Source organism: Halococcus saccharolyticus DSM 5350 (genome assembly GCF_000336915.1).
Lineage (GTDB): Archaea > Halobacteriota > Halobacteria > Halobacteriales > Halococcaceae > Halococcus > Halococcus saccharolyticus.
Genome location: NZ_AOMD01000015.1, coordinates 132,997 through 159,385 on the forward strand (window position 1 = coordinate 132,997; position 26,389 = coordinate 159,385).

Consider the following 26,389-nt stretch of genomic DNA (forward strand, 5'->3'; position numbering starts at 1 on the left):
CACGAATGTTCGAGAAGGTCCTCGTCGCCAATCGAGGGGAGATCGCGATCCGGGTGATGCGCGCGTGTGAGGAACTCGGCGTCGATACCGTGGCGGTCTACTCCGAGGCCGACTCGGATGCGGGACACGTCCGGTACGCCGACGAAGCCTACAACATCGGTCCCGCCCGCGCGGCCGACTCCTACAACGATGGGGAGGCGGTCATCGGGGCGGCCGAGAAGGCCGACGCCGACGCGATCCACCCGGGATACGGGTTCATGGCCGAGAACGCCGACTTCGCCGCCCGTGTCGAGGAGACCGAGGGAGTCACCTGGATCGGCCCGTCCAGCGGCGCGATGGAGCGCCTCGGCGAGAAGACCCACGCCCGGCAAGTGATGGGTGAGGCCGACGTTCCGATCGTTCCCGGCACCACCGAAGCCGTCGAGGAGCCCGAACAGGTCCGCGAGTTCGGCGAGGAGCACGGTTTTCCCGTCCTCATCAAGGCCGAGGGCGGCGGTGGTGGGATGGGCCAGAAGGTCGTCCGCGGTCCCGACGAGGCCGAAGAACAGCTCGAAACAGCGAAACGTGAGGGAGAGGCGTACTTCTCGAACGATTCGGTCTATCTGGAGCGGTTCCTCGACAACGCTCGCCACGTCGAGGTCCAGATCCTCGCCGACCAACACGGCAACGTCCGCCACCTCGGCGAACGGGACTGCTCGCTCCAGCGACGCCAGCAGAAGGTCATCGAGGAAGGCCCCAGCCCCGCGCTCACCGACGATCTCAGGGAGAAAATCGCCGAGGCCGCCCGACGAGGTGCCGACGCCGGCGACTACTACAACGCCGGGACATTCGAGTTCCTCGTCGAGGACGAGGATCGCAACGACGACGGGCTGCTCGACGCCGACACCGACTTCTACTTCCTCGAAGTGAACACGCGGATCCAGGTCGAACACACCGTCACGGAAGAGCTCACCGACATCGACATCGTGAAGTGGCAGCTCCGGGTCGCCGCCGGCGAGGAACTCACATTCGCACAGGACGACGTCGAACTCGAAGGTCACGCGATGGAGTTCCGGATCAACGCCGAGAACGCCGCCAACGACTTCTCGCCCGCCACTGGCGGGGGGTTCGACGTCTACGACCCGCCGGGCGGCATCGGCGTCCGGGTCGACGACGCTCCCCGGCAGGGCGACGATCTCGTCACCGCCTACGATTCGATGGTCGCGAAGCTCATCACCTGGGGCGCAGACCGCGAGGAGTGCGTCGCCCGCGGGAAGCGCGCGCTCGCGGACTACACGATCGAGGGCTTCCCGACGATCGTCCCCTTCCATCGCCTGATGCTCACCGATGACGTGTTCCTCGACGGCAGACACACCACGAAGTACCTCGACGACGGCCTCGATCCCGAGCGGATCGACGCCGCCCAGGAGAAGTGGGGACTCGAAGACTCTTCGACGGACACGGGCGACGAAGAGGTCACGCGACGCGAGTTCGTGGTCGAGGTCAACGGCAAGCGCTTCGAGGTCGACCTCGAAGAGCGCGGCGCGCCGCCGATCCAGGCCGGCGGCTCCAGTGGCGGGGGCGGCAACACTCAACAGCTCGATTCGGCGGGGCCGAGCGACGGCGACAGCGACGACGCCGGGAGTGCGAGCACCGCCGAGGGCGAGCAAGTCACCGCCGAGATGCAGGGGACGATCCTCGACGTCAACGTCGAGGCCGGCGACGAGGTGTCCGCGGGCGACGTGCTCTGCGTGCTCGAAGCCATGAAGATGGAAAACGACGTAGTCGCCTCCCGTGGCGGCACCGTCGCCGAGGTCGCTGCGAGCGAGGGTGAGTCTGTCGACATGGGCGACGTGCTCGTTGTGCTCAACTAGGACCCACTTTTTTACTTCACCCCCGTTGCTCGCTGCGCTCGCAAGGGAGTTCACAAAAACCTGGACTAAAAACACCAGCTCACTCGCGTTGCGCGCTCGTTCGCAGTACAACTGCTGGTGTCGACCGCAACCGCTACCGCACCGCCGAAGCCCTCGCGCCCTAACGGGCGCTCGCCCTTCATCCGCCAGGAGAGCGACGCTCTCCTGAGCCTCGACTCACTCCGTTCGTCGAGACGCCAGGCCCGCACTGCAACCGCCGCCGTACTATCACCGCACCGCCACAGCCACCGCTCCGCAACCGCACGGCCGCCGTCCGGCGTGGGGCGAGCATACAAGTCAACTCGCTGCCAACCGTACTCCATGGCCGAATCCGAACTCGCCGAGCGCGAGTGCATCGCGTGTACGAGCGACGACGATCCACTGACAGGCAAGGAGATCGACGAGTTCTACGCCAACATCGACGGGTCGGTGTGGGAGGTCGTGGACGAGCACCACCTCGAAGGCACTTACCACTTCGAGGACTTCCGGGACGCCCTGGAGTTCACCTACGAGGTCGGCGAACTCGCCGAAGAGGAGTGGCACCACCCAGACCTCCACCTCTCGTGGGGCGAAGTCATCGTCGAGATGTGGACTCACAAGATCGACGGGCTATTTAAAACGGATTTCATCATGGCCGCCCGGATGGATCGCATCCACGAAGAGTACGCGCCCGACGAGTGACGGACCGGGAACGCCGAGACGCCGCGATCACTGTCGGTATCGCGTTCGGTGTCGGGCTGTGCCGCTGAAAGGGTGCTGCGTTCCGGTCGAACATGCGGACACAGCTCGCGATGCAGATCGGCACCGCGATCGGCTACTTCCTCGTCGCCGACCGCGACGACCGCTCGGCTGACGAAACGACGAACTCCGCGTAGACGATCCGCGTCGCACACCGATTTATGTCCCGACGATCGTAATCGCCAGTATGCAGGAGACCCGCCGCGAAGTCCTCGACGCCATCGCCGACGGCCCCATCTCCGGCCCTGATCTCGCCGCGAGGCTCGACGTCTCGCGCGCGGCGGTCTGGAAACACGTCGAGGCGCTCCGCGAGGCCGGCTTCGGGATCGAAAGCGACGATTCGGGATACCGACTCGATGGCGTCCCCGAGTACGGCGGCGAGGCGATCGAGTTCGATCTCGGTGCACCCTTCGAAATCGAGTATCACGACAGCCTGCCGAGTACCAACGCTCGGGCGCGCGAACTCGCCGCCGAGGGTGCGACCGATGTCGCGGTGGTCGCCGACGAGCAGACCGGCGGTCGGGGGCGGCTCGATCGGGGCTGGGTCTCGCCACCCGGCGGCGTCTGGCTGAGCGTACTCTGTCGGCCCGATCTGCCCCCGGCCCACGCACCGATCCTGACGCTCGCGGCGGCGGTTGCGGCTGCCGAGGCGGCCCGTGAGGCCGGCGTCGACGCCCGGATCAAGTGGCCGAACGACCTCCTCGTTCCCGGGGCGGACAGCGACGAAAAGCTCGCAGGCATCCTCACCGAGATGGAGGGCGAGGCCGATCGTGTCTCGTGGGTCGTCGTCGGTATCGGGATCAACGTCCGCGAAGACGGGCTTCCCGAGGGAGCGACCGGCTTGCTCGCCCACACCGACGCAGTCGATCGACGGATCTTCGTCCAGCGCCTCCTCGAACGGTTCGACACGCTTCGAGACGACCCCAAAGCGGTGATGCCGGCGTGGCGTGACCACGCACTCACGCTCGGGCAGCGGGTGCGAGTCGAGACCACGACCGACGAGATCGTTGGCGAGGCGGTCGACGTCGAGTTCCCCGGCAGTCTGGTCGTCGAGACCGATGACGGTCGTGTCCGCGTTCACACCGGCGACTGCGAGCATCTCCGGCCGGCGTAGAAAGCACCCGTTATCGACCGTTCTCCGTCCCGTCGGTCGCTTCGTCCGGCGAGGATTCGTCCGTTTGCTCCCCGTTGACTCGCACCGTGAGCACGGGTACCGACGAGGTACGAACGACCCGCTCGGCGACGCTGCCGAGCAACAGTCTGTCGATACCGCCGCGACCGTGGGTTCCCATCACGATCAGGTCACATCCCTCGCTCTCCGCGTACTCGACGATCTCCGTGCTCGGCGGGCCATCGACCAGCACACGCTCGATCGGGACGTCCCCGACGCGCTCTTCGGCTCGATCGAGCGCCGCCTCGCCCTGTTCGTTCAACATCGACCCGAGGCCCTCGATCGCGGTGTCGGCCGGTAACCCGGCATACCCTGCGGTGTTGACCACGTAGATTGCATGGAGTTCTGCATCGTGGATCGCCGCGAGTTCGGCAGCGTGATCGACCACGCGGTCCGCTCCGGGCGAGCCGTCGGTCGGCACGAGGATGCGATCGTACATGACGTCTGTGTCGACTTCGACCCCAGTCCTGTTAACTGTTCACGCCGGAATCAACGTTCCGCGGTCCTCGATTCCGGCAACACCACGCGTTCGACGTCGCTGACACCCGCCCGGCGGACGACCGCGCGGACAGGATCGCGCGCGCCGTGGAGATTGTTCGAGTCGCCGTCGAGCACGAGCATGCGCGCCTCGCGGCCCGGCTCGACGATGCCACAGTCGAAATTCAGGATGTCGGCCCCGTTGATCGTCGCCATCCGGAGCACCTCGTGTGCCGACACGTCCGTGAGCTTCGCCGTGAACTCCATCTCGCGGAACATCGACGGACTGTCGAGCATCGCGTTGTCAGTCCCGAGCGCGACTGTCGTCCGGTCCGTGAGCTCCTCGATCGGCCCGAGTCCGACCCCAGTCACGAGGTTCGAGCGTGGACAGACCACCACTGGACATTCCTCACGCCCGACACGATCGAGGTGGTCGGGTTCGGCGTGGACCATGTGGACCAAAAAATCGGGATCGAGATCGAGCGCGGGATCGATGTCGTGGGGATCGCGCTCGCCGGCGTGGATGCCGAACAGTTTGCCTGCCTCGCGGGTTGCCGCGCGCTCGCGGGCGAACTCGTCGTCGCGCGCGCCGCTCGCGCCGTACCCGTCGCTCGCTTCCATCGCCGCGACCGATCCGCGGCCGAGCACCGTTGCGTCGAGGGCCGATCCCGTGAGTGCCTCCTCGATCGCGCGAACCCCCTCAACGTCGCCCTCGCGGAACTCGCAGAACGCGCCCGTCCCGGTCTCGCGCATGAAGGCGATCGTCCGGCGCATGGCCGCGACGAGTTCCTCTCGACTCGTCTCCCGGAGGAGCTGGTGTTTCAGCCCGTCGGGCGGCGCGACGAGCTCGTCGAGCGAGAGGCCGCCGCCGGCCTCTTTCGCGATCGAGTCGCCGATGTGAGTGTGGGCGTTGACGAACGCCGGCAGGACGATGTTCGAGGAATCGACGGTGGCTTCCTCGATCGCGACGATTTCGTCGTCCTCGATCACGACCCGTCCCTCGATCGGTTCGAGTTCCCGCCCACAGAGAATCGTTCCCTCGATGATCATGTTTGCGCTCGGTCGTCGGCGGTCTTGAATCACACTGTCGATCACGAACCGGTCCAACGGTGAGCGGTTGGCGCGCGGGAGCACGCGAAGCGTGCGACTCGCGCGAGGGATGAGCGGAGCGACGTGAGCGAAGCGAACGGAGCGAGCGAATCGGCTGGGGAGGATGTGGCTTGCGGTCTCTCGTTTGCGTCGTGATTCGCTACAGACGAATCGTCGTTGTCACCGGATCCTTCGGTCAGTTGCTCGACTGCCACCGGCCGAGAACCCGTTATCTATCGTCACTCGGTCGAGAACTCGTCGAGCGTCGCGTGAATTCCTGGCCTGACGTCAGAGACGAGCGTGCCGTCGATGTCGAGGCCGAGCACCGAGACGGCGGCGGTGCCCACCTGTTCCGTGGCGTCGCCTGGCGCGTACACGCCGAGCCGCCACTGATCGCGCTGCGTCGTATTGAGCGCCTCGACGAGCGTCGACTGGCGACCGAGCGGCCGGATCTCGCCGCTCACCACCACCCGCGAGGAGGACTCGGTCATGCTCGGGCGCGCGGGCACGTCGAGGATCACGTCGCCGGCGTCGACCGCCGCCTGGTCGGCGATTGCTCGCTCCCACTCGCGGACGGTCGCGTGATCGGCGTCCACGATGTCGTCGGGCGTATCGCGGAGTTCGGCCCAGACCGCGCGCTTGTAGAGGTCGCGCCGGCCCAGCCGTGCGGCGTCCGCCGCGGTCCGGTCGTGGCTCCGGAGCGCCACGAGGAGGTCGTGGTCGTCCATTCGGCGGAGTGCCTCGGCGTCGATTGAGCTATTTTCGTCACCGTTGCCGCCGTCGAGCAATCGCTCGGTCGCGCGCCGGAGCATCGCCTTGCCGATCCTGGCGACGGGGTGGCTGTACACTGTGGGATTCATCAGCGCCCGCGCGAGCAGCAGCGACTCCGCGGTCTGGACGTTGCCCTCTGCGAGCGCGAGCTCGTCGTCGACGAATCGGAGCTCCCGGACGAGCCGGCCGTGGTCCACAGTGCCGTACGGCACGCCGGTGTGGTGAGCGTCCCGAACGAGGTAGTCCATCCGATCGACGTCGAGTTCACCCGACACCAACTGTCCGAGCCGGCCCTCGCCCGCGACGAGGCCCGCGATCCGGTCGGGATCGAGGTCGTGGGCTTCGAGGATTGTGGCGACCTCTCCAGTCGAGAGGAGTTCGTCGACGTCGTCGTGGAACTTCCCGGTACGGCGGTGGACGAGGGCTTCGAGGTTGTGGCTGTAGGGGCCGTGACCGACATCGTGGAGCAGCGCGGCCGCCCGGACACGCTCGGCCTGGCGACCCTCGATACCGAGCTGGGAGAGGGCGCGGTCGGCGAGGTGAAATACGCCGAGACTGTGCTCGAAGCGGGTGTGGTTGGCGGAGGGGTAGACGAGATCGACAGTCCCGAGCTGGCGGACGTGGCGGAGGCGCTGGACTGTCGCGGTGTCGAGGAGCTCCCGCGCGACGCCCGCGACCTCGATGTGATCGTGGACGCTGTCCTTGATCGTCTTCATCGGGAGCGACTTCAACGCGTTCGGTGAAAAAGTTGCGCGCCTGGCCCCTCGCCACCGTCTCGGTCGCAGTGCGTTCGCTCAGTCGATGTTCGCGATCGCCTCGTCGATGTCGAACGCCTCGGTGGTTTCGCTGCCGTCCTCGCCGCGCTCGACTTCCTCTTGGCCCTCGTCGATCTCGACCTCCGGGCCTTCCTCGTCGATGAACTCCGTGTGGACGCCCCAGGGCATTCACTGCCACCCCGTTGGCATGGACGCTGCTTCTCGCCCCGTGGTGGATCGCTGCGGGAGTTTCGAGCTCATGATTTGGTTGCTGGGACGTCACAGTAGTCGACGTGGCGATTTATACCCATCGAGACCCCGAACGCCGGTACTGTCGCTGCTCGTGAGCTACCCGGCGGTCCGTTCGTTATCGTCGCCTGGCGTTCGGTCCGACACCTCGAACAGCCTTATGCTCGATCCGCACCACGCGGGAGTATGTCCGACGTGGCTGCTCCGGATCTCGACGGTCGCACGGCGTTCATCACTGGGACGACGCGCGGGATCGGCAAGGCGATCGCGCTCTCGCTCGCCGAGCACGGCTGCAACGTCGTCTCGACTGGGAAGACCGTCGACGACACTGACGCCGATCTCGACGGGACGATCCACGAAACCGCCGCCGAATGTGAAGACCGTGGTGTCGCTTCCCACGCCATCCAGCTCGATCTCCGTGACGCCGACGAGGTCGCGGCCGCCGCCAGTGAGGCGATCGACGTCTTCGGCGAGGTCGATATCGTCGTCAACAACGCCAGCGCGATCGAAATCGCCAGCGTCGAGTCGATGCCTGCGAACCGCTTCGATCTCATGACCGAAGTCAACGTCCGTGGGACGTACCTCACGTCCCGCGCGTTCGTCCCGCATCTGCGCGAGATCGGTGGTGGGCAGATTTTGACGAACGCACCGCCGGTGACGATGGATCGCGGACCGGGAAAGGCCGCCTACGCGTGGTCGAAACTGGGGATGACGTTCGTCACGCTCTCGCTTGCCGGCGAACTCGAAGGCGACGGGATCGCGGCCAACGCGTTCTGGCCGGTGACCGCGATCGACACCCGCGCGACGCGATACTTCGGCATGGGCACCGAGGACGACTGGCGCTCGCCCGCCATCGTCGCGGACACGGTGCTCGAACTCCTCGATCGCGACATCGAATACACCGGCAACGCGGTCTACGACGAGGAGATCCTCCGCGAGGCTGGCGTCGACGATTTCGCCGAGTACAACCTCACCGAGGGTGATCCGGCACCGCTGTCCGCACGGATGTTCGATCCCGATTACGAACGGCCGGCGTAGCGAATTGCGATCCCGGATCGCTTCCAGACCGCCGCACACGATGCGCAGACGATGGGACGAGCACAAGCGTTTACTCCACTCACGGCTCACGCCGAGCTATGGTGACGTTTCTCTCCGGGGGCACAGGGACACCAAAACTGCTCCCCGGAGCCGAGTCGGTCTTCGATCCCGCCGACACCACCGTTATCTGCAACACCGGCGACGACGTCGCAATCGCGGGCCACCTCGTCTGCCCCGATCTCGACACCGTCCTGTTCGAGCGCGGCGGCGTCCTCGACCGCGAGCGGTGGTGGGGGATCGAGGGCGACAGTACCGAAACCCACGACGAACTCCGCGCGCTCTCAGAGGAAGCAGGGTTCGACGCCGGCCCACGCTACCTCTCCGACGAGCGACAGATCGAAGGACGAGACCTCGCGCGCTGGCGACGGTTCTCTGGCGTGGGGGAGTTCATGACCATCGGCGATCGTGACCGGGCTGTCCACCTCTTCCGAACGAGTCTGCTCGACGAGGGTCACTCACTCACCGAAACAACCGAACGGCTCGCCGACGCCTTCTCGCTCGATGTCTCGCTCCTGCCGATGAGCGACGATCCGGTGGCGACGATCATCCACACTCCCGAGGGGACGATGCACTTTCAAGAATTTTGGGTCGCTCACGGCGGCGAGCCGGCGGTCGAGGACGTCGAGTTTCGTGGGACGGACGACTTGGAACGCGGCGGTCGAAACGACAGTGCGGCCCCGACGGCCGCGGTACGCGACGCGCTCGCCGAGCCGGTGGTGATCGGCCCGTCGAACCCGGTGACCAGTCTTGGACCGTTGCTCGCACTCGACGACGTTCCCGAAGCGCTCGCCGAAACGACCGTGGTTGCGGTCTCGCCGTTCGTCGGCGAGGAACTCTTCTCGGGACCGGCGGCGAAGCTAATGGCGGCAGTCGGCGTCGAACCGAGCACCGCCGGCGTCGCCGAATCCTACCCGTTCGCCGACGCGTTCGTGATCGATGACGCCGATCCCACGGATCTCGGCCGGCCGACGGTGACGACCGATATCACGATCGACGACGGAGAGGACTCGACGCGCGTCGCGCACGCGGTCGAGGAGGCTCTCGAACTCGGCCGGGAGGTGCCCTGATGTTCGAGCCCCGACTCGCGCTCGCGAGCCTGAGCGGCGAGTCCGACGCTGCGTGGGCGCGCGCGGTCGAAGAGCACGTTGGCGCGGCCTTCCTCGGCGGAATCGCACTCGACGAACCCTCTCGGCGAGCGGCACGCCAGCTCGTTGCCCGCGACCGCACCGAGTTCCTGCCCGACGACCCGATCGCGTTCGTCGATTCCCATCTCGACGCGCTCGACGACGTGCCGCTCCGTCCGGGGGTCAACGTCCGGAGCGCATCGCGCGCGCCGATCCGCGAGGTCGCCGGGGTCTGTGCCGACCACGACGCTCTTATCGAGATCAACGCCCACTGCCGCCAGGACGAGCTGTGCGCGGTCGGCTGTGGCGAGACCCTCCTTCGAGAGGCCCACCGGCTGTGCGAGTACGTCGAGACCGCCGCCGAGACGGGCGCGACGGTGAGTGTGAAAGTCCGCGCCGAGGTACCAGGCGTCTCGCTCCCCGACACGGCACGGTGGGTCGCGGCCGCGGGGGCCGGCGTGATCCACGTCGACGCGATGGACTCCGAGCCGGTGATCGCCGATGTCGCGGGCGCGACCGACGCGTTCGTGATCGCCAACAACAGTGTCCGCGACGCCCCGACCGTCCGCGAGTACCTCGATCACGGGGCTGACGCCGTGAGCGTGGGACGGCCGAGCGACCGACCGGCGGTGCTGAAGCGCGTGCGACGGGCGACCGACGAGTGGTTCGCGGAGCGGGAGGAAGCGTCAGAGCGGATCGAGCCGGGTGCGAGCGGATGAGAACGCCGGCCGAGAACGCCCAGCTGGCGCTCTTGCTCGAAGTCACCGCGACGCCCAAGCCAGGCAACGTCGACCGCGCCCGCGAGTACCCCGACCTCCGGTTCGAACACTTCATGGCCGGCGCGGTCGGCGCGAACGAGGGGCTCAGGGCCGCTGCCGGCGACCCCATTGGGGAGTCGTTCGAGCGCGCCATCGAGGGGATGGCCGACCAGCGCGGCGGCAATACCCAGTTCGGCGCGCTGTTGTTGCTCGTCCCGCTGATCCGAGCGGCGAGCGACGGAGACGGTGCGTCATCCGGGAGCGAGGAACTGACGCCGGAGCGCGCCGCACACGTCGCGGAAGCCACCACGGTCGCCGACGCCGCCGCGTTCTACCGAGCGTTCGAGCACGTCGATGTCGCAGTCGACGACCCGCCGGCGGACATGGAAGCCCTCGATGTCCGTCGAGGAGCCGACGCCGTGCCAGCGATCGAGAAACGAGGGATGACCCTGTACGACGTGTTCGAGCGGAGCGCCGATCGGGACGACGTCGCTCGCGAGTGGGTATCGGGGTTTCCCCGAACGTTCGCCGCGGCCGACCGCATCGCCGCACTCGACGGCCTAGTGTCGGACCGCGCGGCGCGGGTCTTCCTCGAACTGCTCGCGGACGAACCCGATACGCACGTCGTCACGAAATACGGCGAATCGACTGCACAGGAGGTTTCAGCGGCCGCCGCAACGGCGTTGGATGGCGATACCGATCCCGACGCTCTCGCCGACGATCTCGTCGAGCGCGGCGTGAATCCAGGGACAACCGCCGACCTCGTCGCCGCCGGACTGTTCGTCGCGCTCGAACGCGGGCTCGACGTATGACCGAGCCAAGTGGAACCGCAACCGACGCCGAATGGCCTGTCGCGCTCCGGGGTGTAACCGAGTCCGTGGTGGCGACGCTCGGTCCCAACGGACAGTGGAACTTCGCGGCACTCGGCCTCCATGCCGGCGATCCAGTGACCGCTCGCACGTGGGGTGCGACACGGACCAGGCGCAACTTCCACGAGGAGGGCGAGGGCGTCGTCCAGTTCCTCACGGATCCGGTGGTGTTCGCAGAGAGCGCGCTCTCGATCCTCGAACGCTCTTCGCCTACTCATCCCGCGGCCGACGCGTGGGTGCGCGTCGCGGTTGAGCAGGTCGATGCGGGCGAGTCAGGAGGTACATCGTGGGCCGAATGGGAACTCACGCCCGTCGACTCGGGCGTCGAAACCGAACGCGTGCCGACCACCAACCGGGGCTACGGGGCGGTGATCGAGGCGACAGTCGCGGCCTCGCGGCTCGACGTCGACGCCTACGACACCGACGAACTCCGCGCTCGCCTCGATTATTTCTCAGAGGTGGTCGAGACCTGCGGCGACGAGCGCGAGCGCGAGGCGATGCGGATGGTTCGTGATCTCACAGCTTGGGACAGGAGACGGAACGACACGGATGAGTGAGCGAGCGGGCGAGAGCGGGCCGTTTATACCCCACGACCGACACCATCCGGCATGGCGATCAAACCGGCCTACATCAAGAAGACCGGCACACAGCTACTCGAACGGTATCCCGAGGCGTTCTCGACCGACTTCGAGCACAACAAGGAGAGCGTGACCGCGCTCACGAACGTCACCTCGAAGAACGTCCGCAACCGCATCGCGGGCTACGTCACCCGCAAGCGCCAGGGGAACGCAGCGGCCTGAGTCGGGATCGGAACCCGATACAGAGACAACGAAGACACCTTCTTACACGGTCGAACGGCGGTGTTTGTGCCGACCAGAACGGTTTTCACCCACGCTTTCCCTACCCTCGGCAATGTCTTCCACACGCGTCGGTGTTCTCGGAGCCACCGGGGCCGTCGGGCAGCGGCTGATCCAGCTTCTCGATCCCCACCCCGAGTTCGAGATCGCGACCCTGACCGCGAGCGACGACAGCGCCGGCAAGTCCTACCGTGAGGCGGCGAAGTGGCGTATCGAGACGCCGATTCCCGATGACGTCGCGGAACTCGTAGTAGAACGGACCGATCCCGACGCCGTCCCCGACGACGTCGATCTCCTCTTCTCGTCGCTGCCCTCCTCGGTCGGCGAGCGGGTCGAACCGGGCTTCTGTGAGGCGGGGTACGTGGTTTCGTCGAACTCCTCGAACGCGCGGATGGCCGACGACGTGCCGCTGACGATCCCGGAGGTCAACCACGACCATCTCGATCTCCTCGAAGTCCAACGCGACGAGCGCGGTTGGGACGGAGCCCTCGTGAAGAACCCCAACTGCTCGACGATCACGATGGTACCGACGCTCGCGGCGCTCGACTCGTTCGGTCTTTCTACTGTCCACGTCGCCACGATGCAGGCGGTCTCGGGCGCGGGCTACGCGGGCGTGAGCTCGATGGAAATCCTCGACAACGTGCTCCCGCACATCGGTGGCGAGGAGGAGAAAATGGAGACCGAGACCCGCAAACTCCTCGGCTCGTTCGACGGCGCGGAGATCGATCTCCATGATGTCGACGTCGCGGCCTCGTGCAACCGGGTGCCGACGCTCGACGGCCACCTCGAAAGCGCGTGGGCCGAAACCAGCGAGGCCCTCACTGCCGACAACGCGATGGCCGCCATGCGGGACGCCCCCTCGCTTGACCTCCACAGCTCGCCCGACCAGCTGATCGAGGTTTTCGAGGACCCGAACCGCCCGCAGCCCCGCCTCGATCGGATGGTGGGCGGAGGGATGAGCGTCGCGGCGGGCGGCGTTCGCGAGACCAGCGATGGGGTGCAGTACAACTGTCTCGCGCACAACACGCTGCGCGGGGCGGCCGGCGCGAGCGTGCTCAACGGCGAGTTGCTGGTCGAAGACGGCTGGTTCTGACCGGATTGACATTTTCTGAACAGTAGCATCGAACAACATCCTTGGCGGGAATAGCCGAAAAATAACTTGTTCCGTCACAATATTGAATATGATGCCAGTGGCGTTATTCAGACATGAAGTATAGGTCCGATTTTGAAGAGATTGAAAGTGTGTTTGAAGAGAAAAGTGAGGATTACGGTCCCCATCATCCGAGTCGGAGATCGGCTCGAACCCATCTGGTGAGTGCATATAACCTACACGTCTTTCATAGCGAAGTACTGGACACAATGGGAAAATCGACCGAGGACAGACATAAAATTCAATTACTGCTGCTCAATCAGAGTGTTAGTGCTTCGTACTCCTTATATCAGTTGGTGCGAAACCATTGCTACACCACCGCCTACGGACGAATTCGGTATCTTTGGGAGCTCTATCTGATACTACAGCAACTGAATCGGAGGAAAGGGCGTACTGGAAACAGGTATCAGGAGATTCGTAAGACACTCAATGAAGATGAGTTTGGGAAGTACGAGACGCTTCCCCTGACAGAATACCTTTCAGATATACGAGATACAGTAATTTGCGACTTGCGCGACGAACACGCTCTATACGGGAAAATATACGATCACATTAGTAATGTCGGCTCTCACCCACACTCGATCAAGTCATCTGGAAACGACGATCAGTGGAATATCGTCTCTGAAAGAGACCTCTTCAGACTTGGTCTTATCTTTAACTTCGGACAGGCCGCTCAATTTGTCCGTACATTCTCAGATATACGAGAGCGGAATGCAGTTCGTAGAGAAATGGACCACATATTTGCGCAGATAGAACGTACAGGATTGGCGCTACCAAAATTCTTAGAAGACGACATAGAGTTTGCTATGACCTGAAAAAATCCAACTTATGATTCATATTAGTGGTCTTAAATCACCTGGTTCCGGAGATTCTCGTATTTCCCTGTGTTCTCGACTCGCCGAAGGTTCTCGGCCACGATATCTGCAAGTCGTTCGTAGTACTCTGGCGTGTGGCCCGCGTTGTGCGGCGTGATGAGTACGTTCTCGAACCCCCATAGTGGATGATCCTCGGGGAGGGGTTCGGGATCGGTGACGTCGAGACCCGCGCCGCCGATCGCATTCGATCGCAGCGCCGACACGAGGGCGTCGGTGTCGATCACGGGCCCGCGCGCGACGTTCACGACGACGGCGTCGGGCGGGAGGGTGTCGAACTCCGCCGCGCCGATCATTCCTTCGGTTTCGTCGGTGAGCGGAACCGCGAGCACGAGATGGTCGGTGCGGGCGAGCGCGTCGTGGAGGTCGTCGGTGCCGAGGACTTCGTCGGTTGGACCACCCCGCTCGGGCGAGTGGCGGATGCCGATGGTGTCGATGTCGAATCCTTGGAGTCGCTCGACGACGCCGCCGCCGAGCGCGCCGAGACCCACGATTGTGACTGTGGATCCGGCGAGTTCGCGAGTCGGGTAGGCGCGCCACTCGCGGCGCTGCTGGCGTCGCCATCCCTCGTGATGACGACGACAGAACGTGAGGAGGAAACCGAGGACGTGCTCGGCGATGTTCGGGGCGTGGACTCCCGAGGCGGTCGTCACGCTCACGCCGTGGTCCTTGAACGCCTCGGTCGGCAGGTGGCCGTAACCGGCGTACGAACACGCGAACAGCCGGAGGTTCTCGGCGCGATCGAGTACGGACGGCTCCACGGTCGAGCCGGTGGCGACCGTCGTGCGCGCGAGCAGATCGCGCTCTTCGTCGGGCGTTGCAGCGCGTCGAACGTCGTACTCCGGCAGGCGCTCGCGCAGCGCCGCCGCGTACTCCGCCATCGGCATCCCGTGGACACCTCGCCGGAGTACGGCGATATCGGGGTTCGATTCAGTCACGATATCCGCCTCGTTGTCGCTCGTCTCGACACATGAGATCCCGTTCGACCGCACCTCGTATAAGTCCACTCGGGCTGTGAGTGTCGTCCCGACACCGCTCGTCGCGGGCGAAAAACGGGCAGACCTTTATTCCCCGCGGCGTCCCGGTTGTCATGGAGCGGATCGACGTGGCGGTGGTCGGCGGAGGTCCGGCGGGGACGGCGGCGGCGTGGACGGCCGCGAGGCAGGGTGCCGACGCGGTCGCCTTCGAGAAGGGCGTCCCGCGGGCCGACCGTGCGGACCTCGGGCCGGACTCGACCGACGCCGCTGGCATGTTGGACTACTGGGTCGACCTGATGGATCTTCCCGAAGCGATCCCCGACGAGGTGATCCTCCGCGATCTCGACGGCGCGACCTTTGCGGGACCGAACGAACGAATCACGATCCGCGACACCGGAATGGACGCGTCGTATCCCGAGTTCGGGTTCACCTTCCATCGCGCGCGCTTCGACGACTGGCTCCGCGAGCGCTGCGAGGCCGCCGGCGGAGGCTACCGGGTCGGCAACGGGATCAGGGACGTCGCGATCGACCCGCAGGACGGCCACACGCTCACGCTGCGCGACGGCCACGAGATCGAAGCCGAGTATCTGATCCTCGCCGACGGGCCACAGCGGACGATCACACGGGGCGTTCTCTCCGAGTTCGTCGCCGAGGCCCGCCTCGAAAATCTCGCTTCGAACCGTGCGAACCACATCGCCTACCAGGAGTATCGGGAGTTCCCGCCCGAACTGTTCGACGACGATCACATCAAATTCTGGTGGGGCGCGATGCCCGGCCACACCGCGTACCCGTGGGTGTTCCCGAACGACGGCACGGTGGCCCGCGTGGGGCTGACGATGCCGATCGGGCTCGACCTCGACGACGTGGCTAACCGGGACGCGTACCGCCTCCTCCGGCCCGACGACACGACCGTACCGCCAGGCAAGGAGTACGTCCGACGACTGCTCGAAACCGAGTACCCCGGCTACGACCTCGATGACTTCCCGCTGGTCGAGGATCGCGGCAAGCGCGGCGGCGTCGAGTCCTACCCCATCTCCTCGACTCGCCCGATCGACTCTCCCGTGGACGCGAACGTTGCGATCGTCGGCGGTGCGATGGGTGCGACCTCGGCGTTCCACGAGGGTGGCGATCACGTCGCGGTTCGGACCGGCAAGATCGCCGGCGCGCTCGCGGGGGCGGGCGCACTCGGGGCGTACAACCGCGAGTGGAAGCGTGCGGTCGGCGAGGAGGTCCGCCGGAACGTCGCGATGGCCGACGTCGTCCGCGGGTTCGAGCCGGACGACTGGGATCGCACGTTTCGGTCGATCGGCCGAACGCTCGACGACGGTCGCTACAGCACGCTCAGGACGCCGTTACTGGGATACGGTGGCCTCTCGGTGCTCGCTCGCTATCAGCGTGCGAAGCTCGGCTACCGGAACGGCGGGTACGTCCAGCTCGCCGAATCGGAGTACGCGATCTGAGCCGCGAAGGTTTAGTTCCGCCGCCACCACCGTCGAGTGCGTGCCGTAGTCCCCGCCCGAGTACGTCCACGAGGACGCGATGACCGTGCGGCGAACCCCGGCGCGCAACACGAGTCGCACAACGCGCGACTGACGGTGGAACCGGCGCGAGCCGGCGACACGGGTCGCGTCACGCGCGACCGACCGCGAGGCCGGCACCGCCGGCCGAGGATGGTCACCCACGACCCGCCCGGCATAGGGTTTACCGGCCGAGACGGCACGCTGCCTGCGATGACGCCGGCCGTTAGTGTTCCGGGCGACAGCTTCATTCCCACGAGTAGCGTAGCGTCGCTCGAATGGATCGCAGCCGATTCGTGACGCTCTCCGCTCTCGCGTTCGGACTGATTTTGGTGAGTTTCGTGATCCTCGGTTTCAGCCGGCTCGTCCTTCCCTTCCGGACTGCACGATTGCTCGCCGGCCCCGTCGGCCTCGTCGCGTTTGGCCTGGTTTGTTATCTCTTTGTGCGAGCGGCGCTTTCGGCACTCGGCCTCGCCGAGATCGAGGAGTGAGACCCCAAACCGTTTTCGCGCCGGCCGCGAACCCCCGATATGAACGTGAACGCCGTCGCGGAGCTCGCGCCCGACGAGCGCCGCGCGCTGTTCGATCGCGACGCCGGGATCGCGGCGATCGAGTCCGACGTGACAGCAATCGTCGATCGCGTGCGCGAGGAGGGCGACGTCGCGCTCCGGGAGTACGCCGAGGAGTTCGACGACGTCACTGTGGGTTCGCTCGACATCACCGACGAAGCCGAACGCGCGTACGACGAGATCGACGACAACCTCCGAAACCCGATCGAGACCGCCGCCGCCAATATTCGAGAATTTCACGAGCGCCAGGTCCCCGACGACTGGCGCGAGTCGTTCGACGGCCGCGAACTCGGCCAGCGCTATCGGCCGATCGAGCGGATCGGCGCGTACGTCCCAGGTGGTTCGGCGGCGTACCCCTCTAGCGCGCTGATGACCGTTGTTCCGGCAAAGGTCGCGGGCGTCGAACAGGTGGCAGTGACGACGCCACCCGCCGATGAGATCAACCCCGCGACGCTCGCGGCACTTCACGTCGCGGGTGCGGACGCGATCTACCAGGTCGGCGGCGCGCAGGCGATCGCGGCGCTCGCGTACGGCACCGAGACCGTCCCCCGAGTGCAGAAGATCGTCGGCCCCGGAAATCGGTGGGTGACCGCCGCGAAGGCTGCCGTGAGAAACGACTGCGAGATCGACTTTCTTGCCGGCCCGAGCGAAATCTGCGTGCTCGCCGACGAGACTGCGGAGCCGCAGTTCGTTGCCGCCGATCTGCTCGCCCAGGCCGAACACGATCCGAACGCATCGGTCGTCGCGGTCACCGATGACGAAACGCTCGCGGGACGGATCGTCGCCGAGGTCGAGGATCGTCTTGCGGGCCGCGAGCGTGAGGACACTATTCGTGGGGCGCTCGAAAACGACGCTAGTGGCGTGTTCCACGCGCGCTCGATGTCCGAGGCCGTCCTCTTCTGCGAGGAGTACGCCGCCGAGCACCTCTCGATCCAGGCTGCCGAGGACGAGGCGCTGCTCGACCGGATCGCGAGTGCGGGCAGTGCGTTTCTCGGCCCCCACTCACCGGTGGCGGCCGGCGACTATGCTGCCGGGCCGAACCACGTCCTCCCGACCGGCGGACACGCGAAGATCGCCGGCGGCCTCTCCGTCGACAGCTTCCTCCGGTCGACGACGGTTCAGCGACTCGACGCCGACGCGCTCGACGCGATCGGCGACACGGTGACGACGCTCGCTGCAGCCGAGGGGCTGGAGGCACACGCCGAGAGTGTCGCGCTCAGGCTCCGCGAGTCCGAGAACGCCGCCCGAGACCCCGATCGGCTTCGCGAATAGCTGAGCACCACGAATCCGCAAGGCGTACGGTTAGATAGCTGTACCCCGTACTCTCGCGTATGTCCGGGGAAGAACGAACACAGGTGACCGTCAGCCCCGAAACTGCCGAGAAGCTTGCAGTCCTCGCCGACCAACACGACTTCGAGACGCGTGGCGACGCGGTCGGCTACGCGGTCAACCGAGTCCTCATCGACGACGAGATCGACTACTGACGCGGACGAGTCGCTGCAGCCGACTTCACACTGAGTTTGTCGCAGTGTTTCGGCGTCATCGTTAACCACCTGGGGACGAAACGAACTACCATGAGCACGGGCGCGACCACCGACGGGGAGTCTATCCCCGAGATCGAAGTCTCGGAGTCGGCTGCCGACGAGGCGCTTTCGCTTCTCGACGGCGAGGGGATGGACACCGACATCGCCGGGCTCCGGCTGTTCGTCCAGCAAGGCGGCTGTGCCGGCCTCTCGTATGGAATGCGCTTCGACACCGAACCCGAGGGCGACGATCAGGTGTATGAACACCACGGCCTTCGGGTGTTCGTCGATCCCGCCAGCATGAACTACGTCGGCGGCAGCGTTCTCGATTTCGAGGGCGGCCTGCAGGGCGCTGGCTTCCACGTCGAAAACCCCAATGTCGTCAGCGAGTGCGGCTGCGGCGAGAGCTTCCGCACCTGAAAGCCCTCGGAACTGCGCGGGCCACCGGTTCGCGCATCCGGCCTCACTACGTTCGGCCGGACGCCCGACGGCGGTTCCTCGCCCTTTTCATGTCCGCCGGGAGAGCAAAGCTCTCCCGAGCCCTGACTCGCTCCGCTTGTCAGGACACCAGGCCCGCATTGCGCGACCCCCGCTGTCGCGTCTGCTCACGGGCGCTCCGCCCGTTCGCACGGGCCGAGGCGCTACGCGCCTCGTGGCGGCACGCGCTGAAGCCCCCCGTCCCTCCCCGTGCGGCCGCGATAAACGCGGCCGCGTGGCTTCCTTCCGCTCCGCCACCACACAGCTTCTGCACCGCTCCGCACAGCACCGCCGAAGCCCTCGACTACTCGCTCCGCTCGCAGTCTCGCCCTTCATCCACCAGGAGAGCTTCGCTCTCCTGAGCCTTGACTCACTTCGTTCGTCGAGACGCCAGGCCCGCACCGCGACCACTTCCGCACCGCAGCCACCACTCACGCGAGCGTCGAACCCTCTTTGTGGCCCCCGTTCGTAGGTAACCCATGCACTGGAAACTCTTCGCGACGCTCGCCGAGGCCGCCGGCGAACGTGAGGTCGATGTCGAGGTCGAACCGGATGCGAACCTCGGCGACGCGCTCGCGGCGCTGTTCGATCGGTACCCCGCCCTCGAAGACGAGATCATCGAGGACGGCGAGATCCGCGATCACATCCGGCTGCTCAGAAACGGCGAGGACCCCTTCGTCGCCGGCGACGGCCTCGACACCGCTCTCGACGAAGGCGACGAACTCGCCGCGTTCCCGCCAGTCAGTGGTGGTTGAACCGGGAACCTCCTCTTAAAGATCGGTAGCCGCATCGAGCGCGATCGCGATCGCGCGCTCGACGTTGTCTTTCGCCTTCTTGGGTAGCTCCTCGCCTTCGGTCTCGCCCTTCTGCGTGCCCGCGACGAGGTTGCCGTCGACGGTACAGAGTGCGCCCGCTCGCAGCCCCTTCCGGCGCGCGAGCGTGAAGATCGCGGCGGCCTCCATCTCAACCGAGAGCACACCGGCGCGCTCCCACGCCTCGATGTACTCGTCAGTCTCGGCGTAGAAGGCGTCATCGGAGGCGATCGGCCCGACGTGGACGGGCTCGGAACGCGTCCCGGCCGCTTCGACCAACCCCGAGAGTACGTCGTAATCCGGGACGGCGGGCACGGTGTCGCGCTCGTACCGCTCTGTCGTCCCTTCGTCCTTCGCTGCTCCCGTCGCGACCACCACGTCGCCGACCTCGATGTCGGCCTGAAGTGCACCCGTCGTCCCAACTCGGATCAGGCTCTCGACCCCGACGTTCGCGAGCTCCTCGACCGCGATCGCGGCCGACGGACAGCCGATTCCTGTCGAACAGATCGTGACCGGACTCCCCTCGTATCTAGCGTTCACGATCTTGTACTCGCGGTTCTCGGCGACGACCTCGCTCTCCTCGCAGTGGCCGGCGATCCGATCGACCCGGCCCGGATCGCCGGGCAGGAGCGCAACATCGTGGAGTTCGCCCGACTCGACAAGCAGGTGTGGCTGTTTGGCCATACCGTCGTCTCCTCGCTCGGGGGAGAAAAAACGGTCTATCCGTGTGCTCGGAGCGAGTGCCGGCCACTTTTTCAGGGGGCGCGTCGAACCGCGGGTATGGCGCTCGAAATCACTCGGATCGAGACCATGGAGTTCGCCTACCCGCTCGAAGACGTCGGCTCGGACGAGGGGTTCAACCTCGCCTACGAGCCGGGAACGACCACCGAGCGGCGGCTGTTCGCGATCGAGGTTCACACCGACGGCGACGTGACGGGACGGTTCGTCGGCGGCAACTCGCCTGCCTTCGCCCAGATCCACGAGGTCGCCGACTACCTTATCGGGAAGGACCCGCTCCGCCGCGAACGCCACTGGAGCGAGATGAAACGCGGCCTCCGGAAGTACGATCGGATGGGAATTGGCCCCGTCGACATCGCGCTCTGGGACCTCGCGGGCAAACACTACGACGCGTCGATCAGCGAACTCCTCGGTCGCTACCGCGATCGGCTGCCGGCGTACGCCTCGACCTACCACGCCGACGACAACGGCGGGCTCGACTCGCCCGAGGCGTACGCCGAGTTCGCCGCCGAGTGCGCCGAAATGGGGTATGGAGGATTCAAGATCCACGGCTGGGGCGGCAGTGACGAAGCCCGGGACATTGACCGCGAGGTCGCCACCGTCCGCGCGGTCGGCGAACGCGCACCCGACGAGATGGATCTGATGATCGACCCCGCCTGCGAGTACGAAACCTTCGCCGACGCGCTGAAGGTCGGTCGCGCGTGTGACGAACAGGAATTCTTCTGGTACGAGGACCCGTTCCGCGACGGCGGTATCTCCCAGGAAGCTCACAAGCGCCTCCGCCAGCGGATCGACACGCCACTCCTCCAGACCGAACACGTCCGGGGGCTCGAACCCCACGTCGACTTCATCGCAAGCGAGGCGACCGATTCGCTGCGAGCCGATCCGGAGTACGACGGGGGGATCACGGGCGCGATGAAGCTCGCGCACGCCGCCGAGGGGTTCGGTGCCGACGTCGAGATCCACTCGCCGGGTCCGGCCCAGCGCCACTGCATGGCTGCGATTCGGAACTCGAACTACTACGAGATGGCGCTGGTCCACCCCGACTGCGACAACACCGCACCGCCGATCTACGAAGAGGGGTACGACGATCAGCTCGATACCATCGACAGCGATGGGACCGTTCCTGTTCCCGATGGACCCGGACTGGGTGTCGACTACGACTGGTCGTACATCGAAGATCAGATGAAGGGCGGCAGAACCTACGAGTAACGCAGCGTCAGCGTCCGACGATCAGCAGTCACGGGGCGGCCCGACGTCTCACTTCGAATCGGAGTCGAGTGCGGTCGCCGGACGGGAGTCACGCCGACGAGCGACGAGCGCGGCGACACCGAATACGACGACCAGCAGGAGTCCGAAGACGAACGCCAGCGTACTCAGGCTGAGGTTCGACAGGATTCCACCACTCTCGCCCGAGGCACCGGTCGTGTTCGTCTCGTTTGCCGTGGTGCCGGGTGTCGTCGTCACATCAGTCGCGATCGTTCGCGGTGGCTCGGTCGTCGCTTCCGTTGTCGTCGGCGTTTGAGTCGCCGTCGTGGTGTCTGTCGAGGCCGGTGTGGCCGTCTGCGTTTCTGTCTCCGTCTGCGTGGCCGTCTCCGTCGGCGTTGGTGTCGGCGTCGCGGTCGGTGTGGGTGTCGGCGTCGGTGTATCTGTTGGCGTCGGGGTTGGCGTAGGGGTCTGGGTCGTTGTCGGCGTCGGCGTCGGGGTCGGGGTTGGGGTTGGCGTAGGCGTTTCCGTCGTTGTTGTAGTCGTGGTCGTCGTCGGTGGCGTTTCCGAGAACGAGCCTGGATCGACTTCCTCGCCGTTGACGAGAACGGTTACCGGGCCACCGCTGACGCTGAACGACGTAACCTCTCCGGCGAACTGGAAGCTGTCTTCGCCGCCCTCAGCGGTCGAGCCGGTGGCTCTGGTGCCGGAGGCTTCGTCGGGGACCACCGCGTCGTCTTCGGTGTCCGCTCCGCTCCCTGGCTCGATCCGCTCGCTCACCGTGATGGTGTAGTTCGCCCGTTCGTCGCTGGTGCTTTGAATGGTGATCGTGTTCGACAGCTGGGATGACTGTGCGTAGCCCGATCCGAGCTGGGCGACAGTCTCCCCGGAACTGCTCGACTCGATCGGCGCGTTCGCATCTACCGAGGGCTGGACTCCATCGTGGTCGGCGGTCGGGGCCGCGACGGCCGGCATCGTCGTCACTACGAGGACGCAGACTACAACCACGATCACCGACGAAACGGACGAAGACATCGTCTGCTTCGCAGTAGCGACGAACGGCTAAATAACCCTGCGGTCGTGACTCGGTGAGAACCGCCCAGTACCCACCGGAACAGTTAGCATCGTCCATGGAGTGATTCCAGCCATGAGCCTTCGTGCTCGTGACATCATGACGACCGACGTGAAGACGGTGCAGCCGGACGAGGACGTGAGTGACGTCCTCACCCGGCTGGCTCGGGCGTCGTTCAACGGGTTCCCGGTCGTCGACGACGAAGATCACGTCGTCGGGATCGTCACGCAGGGCGATCTCGTCGATCTCTTCCAGCCCAGCGACCGCACGCTCTGGATCCCGATCGGGTTTCCGCCGTTCATCAGCTCGATCGACTACGCGGTCGATATCTCGTGGAACGATCTCGACGTCGGGATCGATCTCGCCAAACACGCCGGCAAACCCATCAGCAGCGTGATGACCGAGGACGTCGTGACCGTCGCTCCCGACGACGATCTCGACCGGGTTCTCGAACTCCTCGCCGACGAGAACCGCGACATCAATCGCCTCCCCGTGATCGAAGACGAGCGACTCGTCGGTATCATCGCTCGGGAGGACCTCCTGCGGACGCTCCGGGACGAGCGCGAACTCGCCTCCTGACTGGCACGAACGCGCTTTCGGCCAGCTTCCTGTGGCCTGTCTTTTCGACCCACAGTATATTGACGTGGACGTCGAAGTCTGGGCAGTATGGTACACTCGACGTGGGGCGACTGGTTCGTGCGCGACGAGATCGAGGCCACCGAACCGCAGGGACTCTCGGTGTGGTATCTCGGCTGCAACGGCTACGTCCTCCGCACCGCCGAGACGACCGTCTACCTCGACCCGTACTTCGGCGACGGTACTCCTCCGAGAACGATCCGGATGATTCCGGTTCCGATCGATCCCGCGGATGCGACGCTGTGCGACGCCGTTCTGGTCACGCACGAACATATCGATCACACCCATCCACCCTCGTACGGTCCGCTCGTCGAGGACTGTGGAGCCGAAATCCACGCACCGAGCGCGTCCTACGAACGGCCCGACTACGACGGCGATCTCCGCGCGCCCGACGACAAACGCCACATCATCGAGCCCGGTGACGAGTTCGATGTCGGCGATCTCACCATCCACGTCCGGGGCGCGAACGACCCCGACGCCATCGAACCAGTGAGCTATGTCGTCGAGCACGACGCTGGTACCTTCTTCGCGGCGGGCGACTCCCGACCGGCTGACGCGTTCACCGATGTCGCCGGTGAGTTCGATCTCGATCTCGGCGTGCTTGCCTTCGGCTCCGTTGGCAACATCGTCCACACCGAGGACGACCCCACCGAAGCCCGCCCGACGGAGTGGTACAACGACGGCGACCAGGTCGCGACCGCCGCGAACCAACTCGAACTCCATCGGTTGGTCCCCGTCCACTGGGACATGTGGCGCGGTGTCGGGGCCGATCCGGACGCCATCGCCGACCACGTCGCTTCCTACCGCTACCCGAACGTCGTCGAGACCGTCCGGATCGGTGACCGACTCGATGTCGGCGAGCCGGGTGTCGTCCCGCTTCGGGACGTCCGGGAACACTGAGCGTCGACGGCTTGGCCTACCGCGAGGATCAACCTCCCACTGACGACCCGACTTTCCATCGACGGCGGGTGTATTAAGCCGGTGGCGGCCGAGACCACCGAACATGGGCACCGCAAGCTTCGATTTCAGCGACGAGACCGTGATCGTCACCGGAGGCAGCGCCGGTATCGGCCGTGCGATCGCACTCGGGTTCGGCGAGGCGGGTGCGACGGTCGTGAACGCCGACGTGCGTGAGGACCCGAAGATGGAGGGCGAGGACGTCCCGACCCACGAGAAGATCGAAGAGTCGGGCGGCACAGGTGAGTACGTCGAGACCGACGTGTCCCAACCTGACGAGATCGAATCCGTGGTCGAAGCCGCCCGCGAGTTCGGCGGCGTCGACGTGATGATGAACAACGCCGCCGCCCAGCGACCGGGCACCTTCCTCGATGTCGATCAGGACACCTTCGATCTGCTCCACGACACCAACGTCCGGGGGTACTTCTTCGGCACACAGGCCGCCGCACAGGACATGATCGACCGCGGCGAGCCGGGCTGTATCGTCAACACTGCCTCGATCTCCTCGGAGGTCGCCCAGCACGACCAGGTTCAGTACGACTCCACGAAGGGCGCGATCAAGATGATCACCAAGGGAACGGCGCTCGAACTCGCCGAGCACGACATCCGGGTGAACGCGGTCGCGCCGGGCCAGATCGCCACCGAGTTCACCGAGGGCTGGTCAGAGGAAGCCCAACAGGCCGCCGGCGAGGGCGGTGAAGGGTTCATCAAGCCCGTCCCGCTCGGCCGGGTCGGTCATCCAGACGACATCGCGGGCGCGGCGCAGTTCCTCGCGAGCGACGAAGCGTCGTACATCACCGGCGACATGGTGTTCATCGACGGCGGCTGGACGGCGATCTGACTTCGGTCGGCCGGCTTCTCGAAATGCACCGATCCGACCGACCGCGGAGATTTTGTCAGCGCCGCGCGACGTCCGGACATGGACGATCGAATCCACGAACATGCGGCGGTACTAGTCGACTGGAGCGCACGAGTCGAAGCAGGCGACGACGTCGTGATGAGCGTCTCGGAGGGGACGCACGATCTCGCGGTCGCGGTCGCCGAGAAAATCGGTGAACGTGGTGCGAACCTAGTGACGACCTACGGCTCCGCGGAGCTGAATCGCGCGTATCTCCGGGCCCACGACGGTGAATTCGACGACGATCCCGACCACGAGCTCGCGCTGTTCGAAGAGAGCGACGTGGTACTCTCGCTCGGCGGCGGCCGGAACACGGCGGCCCAGATTGACGTGCCGGGCGAGGTGCGTGGTGCGTACTCGAAAGCCCGCGAGCGCACACGCGAAGCGCGAATGGACACCGACTGGGTTTCGACCGTGCACCCCACTCGATCGCTCGCCCAGCAGGCCGGGATGAGCTACGAAGCGTACCAGGAGTTCGTCTACGACGCCGTGCTCAGAGACTGGGAGGCGCTTGCCGACGAGATGAGCGAGATGAAGGAGATCCTTGACGAAGGCAGCGAGGTTCACCTCCGTAGCCAGGACACCGATCTCACGATGTCGATCGAGGGCCGGACTGCGGTGAACTCCACGGCATCGGTTGCCGACGACAGTCACAACCTCCCGAGCGGCGAGGTGTTCACCGCGCCGCAGGCGACAACGGGCGAGGTCCGCTTCGACGTGCCGATGACGATCCGTGGGACGCGCATCGAGGACGTGTGGCTCGAATTCGACGACGGCGAGGTGGTCGACTACAACGCGGCACGCAACTCCGAAGTGATCGGCGAACTCCTCGACACCGACGAGGGCGCGCGCCGGCTCGGCGAACTCGGGATCGGGATGAATCGTGGCATCGACCGCCCCACTGACAACATCCTGTTCGACGAGAAGATGGCCGAAACCGTCCATCTCGCGCTCGGCCGCGCCTACGACGCCTGCCTCCCTGACGGCGAGTCGGGCAACGACAGCGCGATCCACACCGACTTGATCACCGACGTGAGCGACGACTCGACGCTCGCCGTCGACGGCGAAATCATCCAGCGAAACGGCACGTTCCGCTGGGAGGACGGGTTCGAGGGATAGCCGACACCGGGTTTGGCG

28 protein-coding genes are annotated in these 26,389 nt (G+C 65.7%); 21 read left to right on the forward strand and 7 right to left on the reverse strand.

Going from position 1 to position 26,389, the window contains the following annotated elements; all coding sequences use genetic code 11:
• The first annotated feature begins 5 nt into the window (after positions 1 to 5).
• The 3 genes from C449_RS05345 (at position 6) to C449_RS05355 (ending at position 3,744) form a co-directional block, all read left to right on the forward strand.
• Entirely contained in the window at positions 6 to 1,853 is a 1,848-nt protein-coding gene (locus tag C449_RS05345; RefSeq protein WP_006076944.1) for an ATP-binding protein, read from the forward strand.
• Positions 1,854 to 2,213: 360 nt separating this feature from the next.
• The gene (locus C449_RS05350; protein WP_006076945.1) at positions 2,214 to 2,573 is read left to right on the forward strand and encodes a 4a-hydroxytetrahydrobiopterin dehydratase; all 360 of its coding nucleotides are present in this window, start codon (positions 2,214 to 2,216) and stop codon (positions 2,571 to 2,573) included.
• Positions 2,574 to 2,817: 244 nt separating this feature from the next.
• Entirely contained in the window at positions 2,818 to 3,744 is a 927-nt protein-coding gene (locus C449_RS05355; protein ID WP_006076946.1) for a biotin--[acetyl-CoA-carboxylase] ligase, read from the forward strand.
• A 10-nt stretch (positions 3,745 to 3,754) separates the two neighbouring features.
• Here the strand turns inward: C449_RS05355 and C449_RS05360 are convergent, their stop codons facing one another.
• The 4 genes from C449_RS05360 to C449_RS18075 all read right to left on the reverse strand — a co-directional run bounded on the left by C449_RS05360 (position 3,755) and on the right by C449_RS18075 (position 7,082).
• The gene (locus C449_RS05360) at positions 3,755 to 4,240 is read right to left on the reverse strand and encodes a universal stress protein (RefSeq protein WP_006076947.1); all 486 of its coding nucleotides are present in this window, start codon (positions 4,238 to 4,240) and stop codon (positions 3,755 to 3,757) included.
• A gap of 50 nt (positions 4,241 to 4,290) precedes the next feature.
• Complete coding sequence (locus C449_RS05365; RefSeq protein ID WP_006076948.1) at positions 4,291 to 5,328, reverse strand: amidohydrolase family protein; 1,038 nt, start codon at positions 5,326 to 5,328, stop codon at positions 4,291 to 4,293.
• A gap of 278 nt (positions 5,329 to 5,606) precedes the next feature.
• A complete protein-coding gene (locus C449_RS05370) occupies positions 5,607 to 6,854 on the reverse strand; it encodes an HD domain-containing protein (RefSeq protein ID WP_006076949.1) in 1,248 nt (415 codons plus the stop codon).
• A 78-nt stretch (positions 6,855 to 6,932) separates the two neighbouring features.
• Entirely contained in the window at positions 6,933 to 7,082 is a 150-nt protein-coding gene (locus C449_RS18075; protein ID WP_161606440.1) for a hypothetical protein, read from the reverse strand.
• 246 nt (positions 7,083 to 7,328) lie between these two features.
• Between C449_RS18075 and C449_RS05375 the strand changes: the two genes are divergently transcribed.
• From C449_RS05375 to asd, 7 genes are all read left to right on the forward strand, one after another.
• The gene (locus tag C449_RS05375; protein ID WP_006076950.1) at positions 7,329 to 8,180 is read left to right on the forward strand and encodes an SDR family oxidoreductase; all 852 of its coding nucleotides are present in this window, start codon (positions 7,329 to 7,331) and stop codon (positions 8,178 to 8,180) included.
• Positions 8,181 to 8,278: 98 nt separating this feature from the next.
• Positions 8,279 to 9,307, forward strand: a complete 1,029-nt coding sequence (gene cofD / locus C449_RS05380) for a 2-phospho-L-lactate transferase (RefSeq protein ID WP_006076952.1) — start codon at positions 8,279 to 8,281, stop codon at positions 9,305 to 9,307.
• Positions 9,307 to 10,083, forward strand: a complete 777-nt coding sequence (locus C449_RS05385; RefSeq protein WP_006076953.1) for a tRNA-dihydrouridine synthase — start codon at positions 9,307 to 9,309, stop codon at positions 10,081 to 10,083. Before cofD ends, C449_RS05385 begins: the two co-directional genes overlap by 1 nt.
• Positions 10,080 to 10,934, forward strand: a complete 855-nt coding sequence (locus tag C449_RS05390) for a triphosphoribosyl-dephospho-CoA synthase (RefSeq protein WP_006076954.1) — start codon at positions 10,080 to 10,082, stop codon at positions 10,932 to 10,934. The genes C449_RS05385 and C449_RS05390 overlap by 4 nt, the downstream gene beginning before the upstream one ends.
• Entirely contained in the window at positions 10,931 to 11,548 is a 618-nt protein-coding gene (locus tag C449_RS05395) for a DUF447 domain-containing protein (protein ID WP_006076955.1), read from the forward strand. The genes C449_RS05390 and C449_RS05395 overlap by 4 nt, the downstream gene beginning before the upstream one ends.
• Positions 11,549 to 11,599: 51 nt before the next feature.
• Positions 11,600 to 11,791 carry a 30S ribosomal protein S17e gene (locus tag C449_RS05400; RefSeq protein ID WP_006076956.1) on the forward strand — a complete coding sequence of 64 codons (192 nt, stop codon included), beginning with the start codon at positions 11,600 to 11,602 and terminating at the stop codon, positions 11,789 to 11,791.
• Positions 11,792 to 11,903: 112 nt separating this feature from the next.
• Positions 11,904 to 12,941, forward strand: a complete 1,038-nt coding sequence (asd, locus tag C449_RS05405) for an aspartate-semialdehyde dehydrogenase (protein WP_006076957.1) — start codon at positions 11,904 to 11,906, stop codon at positions 12,939 to 12,941.
• 904 nt (positions 12,942 to 13,845) lie between these two features.
• On the opposite strand, the gene C449_RS05410 is transcribed toward asd, so the two are convergent.
• Complete coding sequence (locus C449_RS05410; RefSeq protein ID WP_006076958.1) at positions 13,846 to 14,877, reverse strand: D-2-hydroxyacid dehydrogenase; 1,032 nt, start codon at positions 14,875 to 14,877, stop codon at positions 13,846 to 13,848.
• An 83-nt stretch (positions 14,878 to 14,960) separates the two neighbouring features.
• Here C449_RS05410 and C449_RS05415 point away from each other — a divergent pair, with 83 nt between their 5' ends.
• The 6 genes from C449_RS05415 to C449_RS05435 all read left to right on the forward strand — a co-directional run bounded on the left by C449_RS05415 (position 14,961) and on the right by C449_RS05435 (position 19,688).
• Positions 14,961 to 16,307 (forward strand): NAD(P)/FAD-dependent oxidoreductase, encoded by a 1,347-nt coding sequence (locus C449_RS05415; RefSeq protein WP_006076959.1) that lies wholly within the window; start codon positions 14,961 to 14,963, stop codon positions 16,305 to 16,307.
• A 335-nt stretch (positions 16,308 to 16,642) separates the two neighbouring features.
• Entirely contained in the window at positions 16,643 to 16,855 is a 213-nt protein-coding gene (locus tag C449_RS05420) for a hypothetical protein (protein WP_006076961.1), read from the forward strand.
• 39 nt (positions 16,856 to 16,894) lie between these two features.
• Positions 16,895 to 18,205, forward strand: coding sequence for a histidinol dehydrogenase (gene hisD / locus C449_RS05425; RefSeq protein WP_006076962.1), 1,311 nt, complete (start codon positions 16,895 to 16,897; stop codon positions 18,203 to 18,205).
• Between the two features lie 59 nt (positions 18,206 to 18,264).
• Entirely contained in the window at positions 18,265 to 18,417 is a 153-nt protein-coding gene (locus C449_RS18245) for a hypothetical protein (RefSeq protein ID WP_169316458.1), read from the forward strand.
• A gap of 90 nt (positions 18,418 to 18,507) precedes the next feature.
• A complete protein-coding gene (locus tag C449_RS05430) occupies positions 18,508 to 18,876 on the forward strand; it encodes a HesB/IscA family protein (protein ID WP_006076963.1) in 369 nt (122 codons plus the stop codon).
• 536 nt (positions 18,877 to 19,412) lie between these two features.
• Positions 19,413 to 19,688 (forward strand): ubiquitin-like small modifier protein 1, encoded by a 276-nt coding sequence (locus tag C449_RS05435; RefSeq protein ID WP_006076964.1) that lies wholly within the window; start codon positions 19,413 to 19,415, stop codon positions 19,686 to 19,688.
• Between the two features lie 15 nt (positions 19,689 to 19,703).
• Here the strand turns inward: C449_RS05435 and C449_RS05440 are convergent, their stop codons facing one another.
• A complete protein-coding gene (locus C449_RS05440) occupies positions 19,704 to 20,429 on the reverse strand; it encodes a nucleoside phosphorylase (RefSeq protein WP_006076966.1) in 726 nt (241 codons plus the stop codon).
• 96 nt (positions 20,430 to 20,525) lie between these two features.
• Between C449_RS05440 and C449_RS05445 the strand changes: the two genes are divergently transcribed.
• Positions 20,526 to 21,695 (forward strand): enolase C-terminal domain-like protein, encoded by a 1,170-nt coding sequence (locus C449_RS05445; RefSeq protein WP_006076967.1) that lies wholly within the window; start codon positions 20,526 to 20,528, stop codon positions 21,693 to 21,695.
• Positions 21,696 to 21,743: 48 nt separating this feature from the next.
• Here the strand turns inward: C449_RS05445 and C449_RS17745 are convergent, their stop codons facing one another.
• Positions 21,744 to 22,724 (reverse strand): laminin G, encoded by a 981-nt coding sequence (locus C449_RS17745; RefSeq protein WP_169316459.1) that lies wholly within the window; start codon positions 22,722 to 22,724, stop codon positions 21,744 to 21,746.
• A 112-nt stretch (positions 22,725 to 22,836) separates the two neighbouring features.
• Between C449_RS17745 and C449_RS05455 the strand changes: the two genes are divergently transcribed.
• From C449_RS05455 to C449_RS05470, 4 genes are all read left to right on the forward strand, one after another.
• Positions 22,837 to 23,340 (forward strand): CBS domain-containing protein, encoded by a 504-nt coding sequence (locus tag C449_RS05455; protein WP_049913912.1) that lies wholly within the window; start codon positions 22,837 to 22,839, stop codon positions 23,338 to 23,340.
• Between the two features lie 87 nt (positions 23,341 to 23,427).
• Positions 23,428 to 24,297: an MBL fold metallo-hydrolase gene (locus C449_RS05460; RefSeq protein ID WP_006076970.1), complete on the forward strand. Its 870-nt coding sequence runs from the start codon at positions 23,428 to 23,430 to the stop codon at positions 24,295 to 24,297.
• 103 nt (positions 24,298 to 24,400) lie between these two features.
• Positions 24,401 to 25,195 carry an SDR family NAD(P)-dependent oxidoreductase gene (locus C449_RS05465; protein WP_006076971.1) on the forward strand — a complete coding sequence of 265 codons (795 nt, stop codon included), beginning with the start codon at positions 24,401 to 24,403 and terminating at the stop codon, positions 25,193 to 25,195.
• A 78-nt stretch (positions 25,196 to 25,273) separates the two neighbouring features.
• Positions 25,274 to 26,371, forward strand: coding sequence for an aminopeptidase (locus C449_RS05470; RefSeq protein WP_006076972.1), 1,098 nt, complete (start codon positions 25,274 to 25,276; stop codon positions 26,369 to 26,371).
• Positions 26,372 to 26,389: the final 18 nt, after the last annotated feature.